Source organism: Labrys miyagiensis (genome assembly GCF_030160835.1).
Classification (GTDB): domain Bacteria; phylum Pseudomonadota; class Alphaproteobacteria; order Rhizobiales; family Labraceae; genus Labrys; species Labrys miyagiensis.
Genome location: NZ_BSPC01000023.1, coordinates 56,524 through 68,991 on the forward strand (window position 1 = coordinate 56,524; position 12,468 = coordinate 68,991).

Annotated in this window: 12 protein-coding genes; 4 read left to right on the forward strand and 8 right to left on the reverse strand. The window is 63.3% G+C overall.

The features are described 5' to 3' along the window. Positions 1 to 50: 50 nt before the first annotated feature. On the reverse strand, positions 51 to 881 hold the full coding sequence (locus tag QQL24_RS12550) for a TIM barrel protein (RefSeq protein ID WP_284312434.1): 831 nt from the start codon (positions 879 to 881) through the stop codon (positions 51 to 53). Positions 882 to 1,145: 264 nt separating this feature from the next. Further along, positions 1,146 to 2,168 (reverse strand): LacI family DNA-binding transcriptional regulator, encoded by a 1,023-nt coding sequence (locus QQL24_RS12555; RefSeq protein ID WP_284312435.1) that lies wholly within the window; start codon positions 2,166 to 2,168, stop codon positions 1,146 to 1,148. 156 nt (positions 2,169 to 2,324) lie between these two features. On the opposite strand from QQL24_RS12555, the gene QQL24_RS12560 reads away from it, so the two are divergent. Genes QQL24_RS12560 through aac(6') form a run of 4 tightly spaced genes read left to right on the forward strand, consistent with a single transcriptional unit; the run spans position 2,325 to position 5,480 of the window. Next, positions 2,325 to 3,440 carry a fatty acid desaturase family protein gene (locus QQL24_RS12560; protein WP_284312437.1) on the forward strand — a complete coding sequence of 372 codons (1,116 nt, stop codon included), beginning with the start codon at positions 2,325 to 2,327 and terminating at the stop codon, positions 3,438 to 3,440. 30 nt (positions 3,441 to 3,470) lie between these two features. Beyond that, entirely contained in the window at positions 3,471 to 3,788 is a 318-nt protein-coding gene (locus QQL24_RS12565) for a MocE family 2Fe-2S type ferredoxin (protein WP_284312438.1), read from the forward strand. Beyond that, positions 3,785 to 5,029: an NAD(P)/FAD-dependent oxidoreductase gene (locus QQL24_RS12570; protein ID WP_284312439.1), complete on the forward strand. Its 1,245-nt coding sequence runs from the start codon at positions 3,785 to 3,787 to the stop codon at positions 5,027 to 5,029. The genes QQL24_RS12565 and QQL24_RS12570 overlap by 4 nt, the downstream gene beginning before the upstream one ends. A gap of 4 nt (positions 5,030 to 5,033) precedes the next feature. After that, a complete protein-coding gene (gene aac(6') / locus QQL24_RS12575; RefSeq protein WP_284312441.1) occupies positions 5,034 to 5,480 on the forward strand; it encodes an aminoglycoside 6'-N-acetyltransferase in 447 nt (148 codons plus the stop codon). Between the two features lie 38 nt (positions 5,481 to 5,518). On the opposite strand, the gene QQL24_RS12580 is transcribed toward aac(6'), so the two are convergent. The 6 genes from QQL24_RS12580 to QQL24_RS12605 all read right to left on the reverse strand — a co-directional run bounded on the left by QQL24_RS12580 (position 5,519) and on the right by QQL24_RS12605 (position 12,061). Continuing rightward, positions 5,519 to 6,559 carry a Gfo/Idh/MocA family protein gene (locus QQL24_RS12580; RefSeq protein ID WP_284312605.1) on the reverse strand — a complete coding sequence of 347 codons (1,041 nt, stop codon included), beginning with the start codon at positions 6,557 to 6,559 and terminating at the stop codon, positions 5,519 to 5,521. Positions 6,560 to 6,660: 101 nt separating this feature from the next. Beyond that, the gene (locus QQL24_RS12585; RefSeq protein ID WP_284312442.1) at positions 6,661 to 7,446 is read right to left on the reverse strand and encodes a ThuA domain-containing protein; all 786 of its coding nucleotides are present in this window, start codon (positions 7,444 to 7,446) and stop codon (positions 6,661 to 6,663) included. A gap of 184 nt (positions 7,447 to 7,630) precedes the next feature. Beyond that, positions 7,631 to 8,722, reverse strand: coding sequence for an ABC transporter ATP-binding protein (locus tag QQL24_RS12590; protein WP_284312443.1), 1,092 nt, complete (start codon positions 8,720 to 8,722; stop codon positions 7,631 to 7,633). Positions 8,723 to 8,727: 5 nt separating this feature from the next. Beyond that, complete coding sequence (locus QQL24_RS12595; protein ID WP_284312444.1) at positions 8,728 to 9,549, reverse strand: carbohydrate ABC transporter permease; 822 nt, start codon at positions 9,547 to 9,549, stop codon at positions 8,728 to 8,730. After that, complete coding sequence (locus QQL24_RS12600) at positions 9,546 to 10,472, reverse strand: carbohydrate ABC transporter permease (protein WP_284312445.1); 927 nt, start codon at positions 10,470 to 10,472, stop codon at positions 9,546 to 9,548. The genes QQL24_RS12595 and QQL24_RS12600 overlap by 4 nt, the downstream gene beginning before the upstream one ends. 329 nt (positions 10,473 to 10,801) lie before the next feature. After that, positions 10,802 to 12,061, reverse strand: a complete 1,260-nt coding sequence (locus tag QQL24_RS12605; RefSeq protein ID WP_284312446.1) for an ABC transporter substrate-binding protein — start codon at positions 12,059 to 12,061, stop codon at positions 10,802 to 10,804. Between the last annotated feature and the right edge of the window lie 407 nt (positions 12,062 to 12,468).

Consider the following 12,468-nt stretch of genomic DNA (forward strand, 5'->3'; position numbering starts at 1 on the left):
ACCCGTCATTTTCCGGATAATCCCCGTTCAGCGGGGAATTCGCTTGATTGTCAGGACATTACACCAGCCGTGATGAAAGCCATACTGGCGGCGAGAGCCTCGCGGATCTGTGAAGCATCGAGCTCTTGCACGCTCTCGGCGAAGGGCTCGAAGGAGAACGGGCCTGCATAGCCAGTGGCGCGCAAGGCCCTGATCTGGATGAGATTGCCGAGGCGGTCGGCGCCATCGACCAGCACGCGATGGCTGTCGCGCATGTCGCCGACGGTGACCGCGGCATCATCGACCCCGGAAATGTGAACGAGGCCGGTCCGCTCCGGGAATATCGCCCCTTCACCTGCCAGGTGATGATGGAAGGTGTCGTGCACCAGCTTGAAAGTATCGGCACCATCAACCGCATCGATGCCAGCGACGGCCTCGGACTTGCGGCGCAGCGAGCAAATCTCGAAGCCGAGCGGCTCGACGAGGCCGATCAGCCCTCTCTGCGCCAGGATGGGCTTGAGGGCCGTAAGTGCGGTGACGAGATTAGGCAGGCGCTCGGCGTCGCCTCGGCCTTCGCCGTCATTGCGGGGCACCAGCACCAGGCCCCTGGCACCGGAGGCGGCGGCATAATCGGTGAGCTCGATCGCCTCGCGCTCACGCTCCGGCGACCAGGCGTTGAAACGCTGCAGGGCATTGATGGAGATGATCTCGATGCCGGCCCTGCCGGCGGCCTCGGCCACATCGCCCGCCGGAGTGCCGTCGATAATGGCGTTGCCGGCAAGATCGTTGCGGATCTCGACACGCGTGATGTCAAGCGCCTTCGCAAGCGCGAACAGCTCGGCAAGACGCAAATTCGGCGCCGCCATGTGATTGAGTGCGAAGAGCTGCGCTCCGCCTGCCATAGACCTCTCCCTGGTGGCGCAGTGGCGCCCCTCGCTTCCAAAACCCGGCCGGGCGAGAACGCCTTGCCACCATATCAGGCTCAATCAAAATAGAATGATTGAACCTTTTTTATTCTGAATTGGAATTATTATTCCATTTTTAGGAGAGGCCTGTCAAGAGCCCTTTTGCCGCGCAGGCTCGCGCGCGATACTTTTTCGGATTGGTTCAGAAGGGCGGCATTTCGCCTTCGACACCCTTTCACCATGTCACAACCGATTGAATCTTCAGATGTTTTCTGGAAGATAAAGGGTGAAGGGGAGGAAGCTCTGGCTGGGAACGTCGGCGCTGCCCACCAGGCAGGCGAGGGCCATCACGCGGATTAATTCGGCCGGCAGTTGGGCCAGAGGCGTGCCGATGACATAGGTGATCACCTCTTCCGTCAGCGCCAGATGCGAGTCGGTGGTGAGTTCGGGACAAATGGCGATAAGACCCTTCCTTCCCTCCTCCCGCAGCGCCGTGATCACGCCCTCCATGCCGCCCCCGGCGACATAAAGCCCGACGAGGTCGGGATAGCGGCGCAGCAGGCCGAACGTCGTCTCATAGGCGATGCTCGGCTCCTCCAGGTTCACGCGGCTGTCGAGCACCTCGAAATCCGGCGCGTTCTCACGGAAGTAGCTGCGCAGGCCCATCTCGCGCAGCTCATGGCCATGGAAACGATGGCTGCCGACCATGATGCCGACCTTGCCGGTCTGGCGCGCCGTGCGGGCGATCAGCCAGCCGGCGGTACGGCCGGCCTTGAGGTTGTCGATCCCGACATAGCCTGCGCGCAAATCCGTGGCGAAATCGGACAGCAGCGCGAAGACCGGCACACCGCGTTCCTTCAAATCCGCCACGGCCACCGCGATCAGGGGATGGTCGACCGAGACCACGGCGAGCACCTGGCACCGCTCCCCCAGCGCACGCATGCGTTCGGCGAGATGAGCAGGCGAGGTATCGCCGACATGCTCGATGAGGACGGTGATGCGATAGTCGCGCGCCGCGGCGGCAGTCTCAGTGATCAGCTGCGCGAGTTGGCGATAGAAGCGTGAGCCCTTCAGCAGGAGGAAGCCCAGGCGCAGCAGCGGCACATCCCGATCCAGGCGCTGCGCGATCAGCCCGGCCGCGTGATAGCCAAGCGCGCTGGCGGCTTCCGCCACCCTTTTGGCCGTCTCTGGCTTTACCGGAAGGCGCGCGTTGAGTACGCGATCGACCGTCGCGGGGCTGACGCCGGCCTCTCGGGCAACATCCTGGATGGTCGGTCGGGGCATGTGGCTCTGATAGTTTTACATCATAATGACATTTGATTTGATGTGTTTTGATAGATACTGTCAACACCAGCTTGAGCGCCACGCCGCTGCGTCATAGCATTCCCTTCCAAGAACGGAGCGCCTGATAATAGCGGCGCCCGCGGAGGACGTTTTGCGATGATACCTACCCAGCGCGATTACAGCCTGATCGGGCGCGACGCCAAGACTGCGGTCGAAAGCGGGCTCGCCGCCGCCGAATGGTATCGCTGCGATATTCCGCGCAAGCGCCTGAAGGAGCTCATGCAGCGCGAGGATGGCCCGGCGATCCGCGACACAGCCCTGTGGTTCGCGGGCCTGGCGGGCTGCGCCCTCGCCGGCAGCCTGCTCTGGGGCACCTGGTGGTGCCTGCCTTTCTTCGTGCTCTACGGCATTCTCTACGGCACGGCGTCCGACTCGCGCTGGCATGAATGCGGCCACGGTACAGCCTTCCGTACGCGCTGGCTGAACGATGTCGTCTACAGCATCGCCTGCTTCATGATCATGCGCGAGCCGACGATCTGGCGCTGGAGCCATACGCGGCACCACACCGATACGATCATCGTCGGCCGCGACCCCGAGATCGCCGCCATGCGCCCGCCGGCCATGCTGCGGCTGCTCTCCAATATCTTCGCCATCGCCTCGACCTGGGCGGCGGTCAAGGCCGTGTTCCGCCACGCCGCCGGCCGTCTCAGCGAGGAAGAAAAGACCTTCGTGCCCGAGATGGAATGGCCCAGGGTCTTCATGACCTCCCGCATCTGGCTCGCCATCCACGCCGCCGTCATCGCCCTGGCGCTCGTCCTGCAGTCCTGGCTGCCGGTGATGTTCGTGGGGCCCCTGCCCACCATGTATGGCGGCTGGCTGATGCTCTATTTCGGCCTGACACAGCATGCCGGCCTCGCCGAGAACGTGCTCGACCACCGGCTGAACTCGCGCACCATCTACATGAACCCGTTCTTCCGCTTCGTGTACTGGAACATGAACTACCATGTGGAGCACCACATGTTCCCGATGGTGCCCTATCACGCCCTGCCCGAGCTGCACCGAGCGATGCAGGCCGATACGCCTCGCCCCTATGCCAGCACGATCGAGGCCTATCGCGAGATCATTCCCGCCCTCTTGCGCCAGATGAAGGATCCGGAGTTCTTCGTGCGCCGTACCCTTCCCTCCAGCGCTCGGCCCTATCGCCCCGACCTGCATGGCGAGGTGGTGACCGCGGACGACCCGCGCGCCCGCTTCGCCGGCCAACATCCGTGATACAACACCTCAAGACTTTGGGAGGACCTGATGACCACAAGCTGGATCGATGCCTGCGAGGCTGACGATATCGACCAGGAAGACGTGATGCGTTTCGATCACGCCGGGCGTACCTATGCGCTCTATCGCAGCCCGGATGATGAATATTTCGCGACCGACGGGCTGTGCACCCACGAGCAGGTGCATCTTTCCGACGGCCTCGTGATGGACGACATCATCGAATGCCCCAAGCATAATGGCCGCTTCAACTACAAGACCGGCCAGGCCCGAGGCGCCCCCGTCTGCATCAACCTCAAGACCTATCCGGTCCGGGTTGAGGGCGGCAAAGTCCAGATCCAGCTGGGATGAGCGCCATGCATCCCGGGATGGTCATTGTCGGAGCCGGCGAGGCCGGCGCCCGCGCCGCCTTCGCCCTGCGCGAGCAAGGCTGGACGGGACTGGTCACGCTGATCGGCGAGGAGATCCACGCGCCCTATGAGCGTCCGCCCCTGTCGAAGGCTGCCCTCGTCGACGAGGCCCATCCGACCCCGCGCTACATCGTCGGCCAGGAACGCTTTGCCGCCGAGGGCGTCACCCATATCGCCGACCGCGCCGTCACCACGATCGATCGCCAGATGCGCCATGTCGGTCTCAACGACGGCAGCACGATCGCCTATGACAGGCTGCTGCTCGCCACCGGCGCGACCCCGCGCAGGCTGCCCATTCCCGGCGCGGATCATGCGGGCTGCGTGACGCTGCGCCGCTTCGAGGACGCGCTGCATCTGCGCGAGCGCTTCCGCCCCGGTGCCCGCATCGCCATCATCGGCGGCGGCTTCATCGGCCTGGAACTCGCCGCCAGCGCGTGCCAGAAGGGGGCCGAGGTCACCATCATCGAAGCCCTGCCCCGCCTGTTGAGCCGCGGCGTCCCGGCCGAGATCGCCGGGGCCGTGCAGGAGCGCCACCGCGCTGCCGGCGTCACCATCCTGTGCGGCGACGGCATTGCCGCCATTGAGGACCATGGAGCCGGCCCGGCCGTCCGCCTCGCCAGTGGCAAGCGGATCGAGGCGGATCTGGCCGTGCTGGGCGTCGGCGCCGTGCCCAATACCAGCCTCGCGCAATCGGCCGGGCTTGCCGTCGACAACGGCATTGCCGTTGATGACCGGCTGCGTACCAGCGATGAGACCATCCATGCCGCCGGGGATTGCTGCTCCTTCCCCCTCCCGATCTATGGCGGACGCCGCGTGCGCCTGGAATCCTGGCGCAACGCGCAGGAACAAGGCACGCATGCCGCCAAGGCGATGCTCGGGAGCAGCGAAGCCTTCGACGCGGTGCCCTGGTTCTGGTCCGACCAGTACGACCTGTCGCTGCAGGTCGCCGGGCTGGTCGACGAAGGGCGCCAGAGTGTCCGGCGCGATGGCGCCGACGGTTCCTTCATCCTCTTCCATCTCGATGACGACGCTCGCCTCGTCGCGGCCAGCGGCATCGGACCGGGCAACGCCATTGCCAGGGACATCCGCCTCGCCGAGATGCTGATCGCCCGCCGCGCCAGACCCGATGCCGCGGCGCTCTCCGATCCGCAGACACGGCTCAAATCGCTCCTGGCGGCCTAGCGCCATGCGGATCGAGGCCTGCACGCCGGCCGATATCGACGACTGGGCGCGGATGCGTGCCGCGCTCTGGCCGGAGGAAGATGCCGAGCGTCTTCACCGCGACTGCGACGCCCTGCTGTCCCGCAGCGAGGACAGGATTGCCTTCATCGCCCGTGAGGAGGTGCTGCCCCTCGGCTTCGCCGAAGCGAGCCTGCGGCGCGATTACGTCAATGGCTGCGAGACCAGCCCCGTCGGCTTCCTGGAAGGCATCTATGTCGAGCCGGGCTGGCGGCGCTGCGGCGTGGCGCGAGGCCTGGTCGAGGCCGTGAAGCGCTGGACGCTGGCGCAGGGCTGCAGCGAGCTCGCCTCAGATGCCCTTCTTGACAACCAGGCAAGCCACGCGATGCACAACGCGCTCGGCTTCCAGGAAACCGAGCGCGTCGTCTATTTCAGGCAGGTGCTGAGGGGGTGAGTGGACAGGTGCGTGCCACTCGATAGTGCCGCTTGCCCTCACGCAATCGCAGGCGCCGCGCTGGTATCTGGGTCGTAGCAGCGGTCGATGACGCGCTGGAGATTGGCGGCGTGGCGGAAGCTCGGTTCGGCGTTCTCGCCAAGCTGGATGGCGGTGAGGAAGCGCTGGTAGTTGGTGCGCACCGGATCGGCGTGGAGGTCGCGCCAGGCCTGGTTGTGGATGTCCTCGCCGGCGCAGATGCGCAGGCTGGTATAGGGACCGTGATTGATCTCGATGGCGCCATTGGTGCCGAAGACGCTGAGCTTCAGCGTATTGGCGTAGCCGGTCATGAAGCGGCTGGTGTGGATTACGCCGAGTGCGCCGTTCTCGAAGCGCACCGACATCACCGCGCTGTCATTGGCGTTGAGCGGATATTCGCCGATCTTGTCGCCTGGCGCCTTGTGGAAGGTGGCGAGCTGGGCCTGCAGCGCCACCGGCGTCATGCTGACCGCATAGCTGGCGAAATCGAGAATGTGGACGCCGACATCGCCCAGAACGCCCTTGGAGCCGTGGTCCTCGGACAGGCGCCACAGCCAGCGCGGCTCTGTGGCCCAGTCGCCCCAATGGTTGCCCACCAGCCAGCTCTGCCGGTAGGAGGCCTCGACATGCCTGATATCGCCGATATCGCCGCGGGCGATCATGGTGTGCGCCGTCTGCAGCGCCGGCACGTCGCGATAGGACAGGTTCACCATGGCGATCAGCCCGGCCGCCTCGGCGGCGGTGGCCATCTCGTCGGCCAGTGGATAGGTCTCGGCCAGCGGCTTCTCGCAGAAGACATGCTTGCCGGCGAGGATCAGCTTCATGGTCGTCGGGTGGTGGAACTTGTCCGGCGTCACGTTGGCGACGGCATCGAAGGCGCCCCAGGCGATGGCCTCGTCGAGATCGCCGAAGGAATGGGGGATGCCATGTTCCTCGCTGAAGGCGCGGGCGCGGGTGGCATCGATATCGACGCCGGCCACCACTTCCGCATCGGGAGAAGCCTGGAAGTGGCGGGCGTGGTTGGCGGCCATATTGCCGGTGCCGAGCACCAGGATACGGATCTTGGGCATGGGGATACCTGGGAGCGCGGACATCCTGTCCGCTCTTGGAAACGACGCGTTCTACGAGAAAGGAAGAGCGGACAGGATGTCCGCGCTCCCAGCTACTTATATCCCTCTTCGCCGTCCTCATGCAGGCGCGGCCCCTTCACTTCCAGCGGCACGGGCGCCTTGTCATGCGGCGTGTTGGGCGCCTGGTTGACGCGCTTCCAGGCCGTGGCGGGGTTGTAGGCCCACCTCACCGCATTGCCGAGGATCTGGCGCACCGTGGCGTTGTGATAGGTCGGATAGGCCTCATGTCCCGGACGGAAATAGAAGATCTTGCCGGCGCCGCGCTGATAGGTCAGGCCGGAGCGGAAGACCTCGCCGCCCTCGAACCAGGAGATGAACAGCGTCTCCATCGGCTCGGGCACCGTGAAGGGCTCGCCATACATCTCCTCATGCTCGATTTCGAAATGCTCGGGCAAGCCCTCGGCGATGGGATGGTTCTTGTTGAGCACCCAGATGCGCTCGACCTCGCCGGCTTCGCGCCAGGACAGCGCGCAGGGCGTGCCCATCAGCTGCTTGAAGATCTTCGAAAAATGGCCGGAATGCAGCACGATCAGCCCCATGCCTTCCCATACGCGTTCCTGCACGCGCTTGACGATCTCGTCCTTCACCTCGCCATGGGCTTTGTGGCCCCACCACAAAAGGACATCGGTGTTCTCGAGTTTCTCCACCGTCAGCCCGTGCTCTGGTTCGTCCAGGGTCGCGGTCTCGACGGAGATGCCGCCGGCATCCTTCAGCGCCTCTGCAATCGCGCCGTGGATTCCCTGCGGGTAGAGCCTGCGAACCAGGGCGTTGGTCTGCTCGTGGCGGTTCTCGTTCCAGACCAGGGCACGGATCGTCATCTCGGATTTCCTTTGCAATATACGAATAGCCAAAGCGCTTCGGCGCGCCGACCCTTGCCCCAAGAACGGATAGAAGAAAAGTGGGATCTACAGAAATATTCCTCGGCGGAAAAGCCGCCGAGGATGTGGTTGATGAAGTGCGTTCAGAAGGCCTTAAGGCGACCAATTCAAGGCATGCAAGAGCTCAGGCCGACAGGCGCCTGAGCGCGCTGCCTTCAGCAGTGAAGACATGGCAGAGCTCGCCCGGCACGCCGATCGAGGCTCTGGTCGAGGCCTCCACCGGCGCGTCGCCGCTGTGACGCAGCGTGACGAGCTTGCCGTCGGCGGTGCGCACATAGAGGAAGTGGCTCTCGCCCAGTTCCTCCACCACCTCGATGTCGCCGCTGAAGGACGTATCGACCCCGCTCTCGGCAAGATGCTCGGGCCGGATGCCGAGCTTGACCTTGTCACCCGTGCGAACGCCGGTGCCATCGACCTTGGCGACCACGCTGCCGCCGCCCGGCAGGCCGACCTTCACGCCGCCGGCATCCGCCTGCATCACCTCGGTGTCGATGAAGTTCATCTGCGGCGAGCCGATGAAGCCGGCGACAAAGAGGTTCTTGGGGTTGTGGTAGAGCTCAAGCGGGGCGCCGACCTGCTCGACATTGCCGGCGTTGAGCACGACGATCTTGTCGGCGAGCGTCATGGCCTCGACCTGGTCATGCGTCACATAGACCATGGTGGCGCCCATCTGCTTGTGCAGCTTGGCGATGGAGATGCGCATCTGCACGCGCAGCGCCGCGTCGAGATTGGACAGCGGTTCGTCGAACAGGAAGACCTTGGGGTTGCGCACGATGGCGCGCCCGATAGCCACGCGCTGGCGCTGGCCGCCCGAGAGCTGCTTGGGCAGGCGTTCGAGGAGCGGCGTGAGCTCCAGGATCTTGCCCGCCTCGCGCACCTTCTGGTCGATGGTCTGGGTGTCCGTCTTGGCCAGTTCCAGGCCGAAGGCCATGTTCTGGTAGACGTTCATATGCGGGTAGAGCGCATAGGACTGGAACACCATGGAGATGCCGCGGTCCTTCGGCGTCTTGTCGTTGACGCGCTGGCCGTCGATCATCAGGTCGCCGGAGGTGATGTCCTCCAGCCCCGCGATCAGGCGCAGCAGGGTCGACTTGCCGCAGCCCGACGGGCCGACGAAGACCACGAAATCCTTGTCCTCGATTTCCAGGTTCACGCCGTGCACCGTCTCGATGCGCCCGAACGACTTGCGAATATTCTTGAGCGTCACATTCGCCATGATGCTTACCCCTTGACGGCGCCGGCGGTAAGGCCCGCCACAATTTTGCGTTGGAAGATGAGAACGAGAACGATCAGCGGCAGCGTCACGATGACGGAGCCGGCCATGATGTTGCCCCAGGGCAGCTCCTGCTGGCTGGCGCCTGACATCGAGGCGATCGCCACCGGCACGGTGCGGTTGTCCGGGGAGAAGGTGAGGGCGAAGAGGAACTCGTTCCAGGCTGCGATGAAGGCGAGGAGCCCCGTGGTGACCAGAGCCGGCCACATCAGCGGCAGGAAGACGCGGCGGACCACGATCCAGGGGCTGGCGCCGTCGACGAAGGCGGCCTCCTCCAGTTCCTTCGGCAATTCCTTCATGAAGGTGGTGAGCACCCACACGGTGAAGGGTAGCGTCAGGATGAGGTTGGAGAGGATCAGCGCCGGCATCGTGTTGTAGAGGCCGAAGGTGCGCACCACCTCATACATGCCCGACAACACCGCGACCTGCGGGAACATCGAGACGGCGAGGATGGTCATCAAGAGTAGCCCGCGCCCCTTGAAATGCACGCGGCCGAGCGCATAGGCCGCCGTGACGCCGAGGAAGAGCGAGATGATCACCACCGAGACGGCCACGATGATCGAGTTCAGGATGTTGGTGGCAAAGGGCTGCTGCTGGAACACCCCGACATAGTTCGAGAAATCGATGCTGTCCGGCAGCAGCGACGTGCTGAACAAGGCCTGCCCGGTCCGCATCGAGGTGACGATGGCGTAATAGAACGGGAAGACGGCATAGACGACGATGACGGCGACGAGCAGCCAGAATCCAATCGGCTTGAGAACCTTGCTCATTTTGCGACGTCCTCTGAAACGCGAACCTTGCCGACAGTCATGGCCAGCACCGTGATGAGACCGATCACCAGGAAGAGCAGCGTGGCCGCCGCCGAGCCGAGACCGGTCTTGGCGAAGTCGACGAGCTGCAGCCTGGCAAAGCCGGACATTGAGATGGTGTCGCGACTGCCCGAGGTCAGCACATAGATGAGATCGAAGATGCGCAGGGCATCGAGGGCGCGGAACACCACCGCCACCATGAGAGCGGGCCGGATCAGCGGCAGCGTCACCCTAAAGAACACCTTCACGGGATGAATGCCGTCGACCTTGGCGGCCTCATAGCAGTCGGAAGGCATCATCTGCAGGGCGGCGAGGATGAGCAGCGCCATAAAGGGCGTGGTCTTCCAGACGTCGACCATGATCACCGCCCACATCGCCGTGGTGGAATTTGCGGTCCAAGCCACCGGCGAGGAGATGACGTGCAGGCTCATCAGGATGTGATTGATCACGCCGAACTGATCGTTCAGCATCCACAGCCATATCTTGGCCGAGACGATGGTGGGAATGGCCCAGGGGATCAGCACAGCAGCGCGGACAATGGCGCGCCCCTTGAAGTTGGCGTTCAGAACAAGCGCCAGGATGGTGCCGAGAATGGTCTCGAGCACGACCGAGAACACCGAGAACCACACCGTATTCCAGACCGAGAGCCACCAGACCTTGTTGGCAAGCAGTCCCAGCCAGCGGCCGTCGATGTAGGTCAGATAGTTGGTCAGGCCGATGAATTTGTAGCTCCCGGGGGTCGAGAGTTTGGCATCGGTGAAACCAAACCAGATGGTCCGCAGGAGCGGCCACCCGGCGACGATTGCCAGGACGACCAGCATGGGAGCCAGGAATATCCATGCCGATGTCACCCTGGCGCGCGTCAGTTCAGATTGACTGGCCATGTGGCCCTCCCAGGAGAATATGAAAGGCCAGCCCGGCGGATCGCCGGTCGCTGTGTATGAACGGGCCTTGAAAGCGACACGCGCAGGCGTGCGGCGTGCGGCGTGCAAGGCTTTCGGACCGCCGGTCTCGTCTATAGCGTTTTGCGATTTGACGGGATCGGTCAGAACCACAAAGACACGTCAAAACAAGGAGTTAGAGCAATGGGCGGTACGTGAAAACGCGCTTTGCTCCAGGGAAACGAGGAGGCTCCGGGCGGCCGGTCCGTAGATTGTCGATGAGAAAGAGCGCCGCGGAACCCCGGGGCTCCGCGGCGCAGTCGGGGAGGATCTTACCAGCCCGAGCCCTTGATGTTGGCGAGTTCGCCGTCAAGGTCAGACAGGGCTTGGTCAGCCTTCGCCTTGCCGGCGAGGACGCTGGCAACCGAGTTCCAGAAGGCGTTGGAGACCTCGTTGTAGTTGGTCCCGGTGATCTTGGAGGGACGGGCGACAGCGCTGGTGAAGGTGGCCTTCAGATCGCCGAAGAAGGGCACGGCCTTGAGCACGTCCGGATCTTCGTAGAGGCTGGCGATGGTCGGGTTGTAGCTGCCTTCGATGGCGCGGCGCTTCTGCTCTTCCTTAGAGGTCAGGTAGACGACGAGATCGGCCGCCAGATCCTGATTCTTGGAATATTTCGAGACGGCGAGCTGCCATCCGCCGAGCGTGCCGGTGTTCTTGCCGTCGGCGCCGCCCTTCGGCAGAGCGACCACACCGATCTTGCCCTTGACCGGGCTGTCGGCGCCGTTGCCGAGCGACCAGGCATAGGGCCAGTTGCGCATGAAGGCAGAGTTGCCGGACTGGAACACGCCGCGCGCTTCTTCTTCGCCATAGTTGAGGACACCGTCGGGCGCGATCTTGCCGATCCAGGTCGACGCCAGCGTGAGCGCCTCGGCAGCCTTGGGATTGTTGACGGTGATCTTGCCTTCACTGTCGACAATGGCGCCACCGCCATAGGAGTCGATCCATTCCAAGGCGTCGCAGGTCAGGCCCTCATAGGCCTTGCCCTGGAATACGAATCCCCAGAACTTGTCGTTGCCGGCCTTGCGCTCGCCATCCTGGATCTTGGTGGCCGCGTCAGTCATTTCCTGCCAGGTCGTGGGAGCCTTGAGACCATACTTGTCCAAGAGGTCCTTGCGGTAATAGAGCACGCCCGCATCGGTGAACCACGGCATCGCCACCAGCTTGCCGCCCACGGTATTGTTGTCGATGATCGCTGGGAAATGATCCTTCTCGGCACCCTTGGTGTAGGATGCGAGATCGATGAAATGATTGCCGAGGATACCCGGCCAGATCACGTCGATCTGGAAGACGTCGATATCGCTAGCGCCGGCGGAAAGAAGCTGCTGATAGAGGGCCAGGCGCTCATTGGTGTCGTTCGGCGTCGAGACGATCTTGACGGTGTTGCCCGTCTTCTTCGCCCAGGCTTCCGCGCCGCTCTTGCACAGGCTCAGTTCCTGGCCGACGGCGCCGCAGGAGATCGCGATCTCCGCAGCATTGGCATAGCAAGTGAGGGCGATGGACGCGGTAGCGGCTAGGGCCAAGCGCATGAACATGCAGACTTCCTCCTCTTATGGTGATTGGCTGCCTACTCTATGGAAGGTCAGCAAAGGCCATGATCGTTTCCTCAAGCGGCAATTTATCGTTGGGGCAGCCGCAAAGTCACTTCAAAGCGCTTTGAGCCTTCAATCCGACAAAAATCTGACTTTGTCAAGACAGACTGTGACAGACATGTGTAACAACTCTTGCAGGCAAGGAGAACAGGCAGGAAGCACCAGCATCATTGAGATTTTTTGAAAAAAAATCCGCTCGGTTGGCGGACTTTGATCGAATGATCGAAAAAACTGTGAATTTCGCAATAAATATGACAAACGGAATGCACTCTGCCCTGGAAATGACTATGGTGGCGCGGATCAACGCGTAAAAAAGGCCCCTCAAAGCGCTTCAACAAGGTGTCAGCAAG

What these genes read in the sequence shown, in the direction of transcription:
- QQL24_RS12565 (WP_284312438.1), top strand. Translation starts at nt 3,471, where the DNA reads ATGACCACAAGCTGGATCGATGCCTGCGAGGCTGACGATATCGACCAG.
- QQL24_RS12550 (WP_284312434.1), bottom strand. Translation starts at nt 881, where the DNA reads ATGGCAGGCGGAGCGCAGCTCTTCGCACTCAATCACATGGCGGCGCCG.
- QQL24_RS12595 (WP_284312444.1), bottom strand. Translation starts at nt 9,549, where the DNA reads ATGAGCAAGGTTCTCAAGCCGATTGGATTCTGGCTGCTCGTCGCCGTC.
- QQL24_RS12605 (WP_284312446.1), bottom strand. Translation starts at nt 12,061, where the DNA reads ATGTTCATGCGCTTGGCCCTAGCCGCTACCGCGTCCATCGCCCTCACT.
- QQL24_RS12555 (WP_284312435.1), bottom strand. Translation starts at nt 2,168, where the DNA reads ATGCCCCGACCGACCATCCAGGATGTTGCCCGAGAGGCCGGCGTCAGC.
- QQL24_RS12600 (WP_284312445.1), bottom strand. Translation starts at nt 10,472, where the DNA reads ATGGCCAGTCAATCTGAACTGACGCGCGCCAGGGTGACATCGGCATGG.
- QQL24_RS12560 (WP_284312437.1), top strand. Translation starts at nt 2,325, where the DNA reads ATGATACCTACCCAGCGCGATTACAGCCTGATCGGGCGCGACGCCAAG.
- QQL24_RS12585 (WP_284312442.1), bottom strand. Translation starts at nt 7,446, where the DNA reads ATGACGATCCGTGCCCTGGTCTGGAACGAGAACCGCCACGAGCAGACC.
- QQL24_RS12570 (WP_284312439.1), top strand. Translation starts at nt 3,785, where the DNA reads ATGAGCGCCATGCATCCCGGGATGGTCATTGTCGGAGCCGGCGAGGCC.
- QQL24_RS12590 (WP_284312443.1), bottom strand. Translation starts at nt 8,722, where the DNA reads ATGGCGAATGTGACGCTCAAGAATATTCGCAAGTCGTTCGGGCGCATC.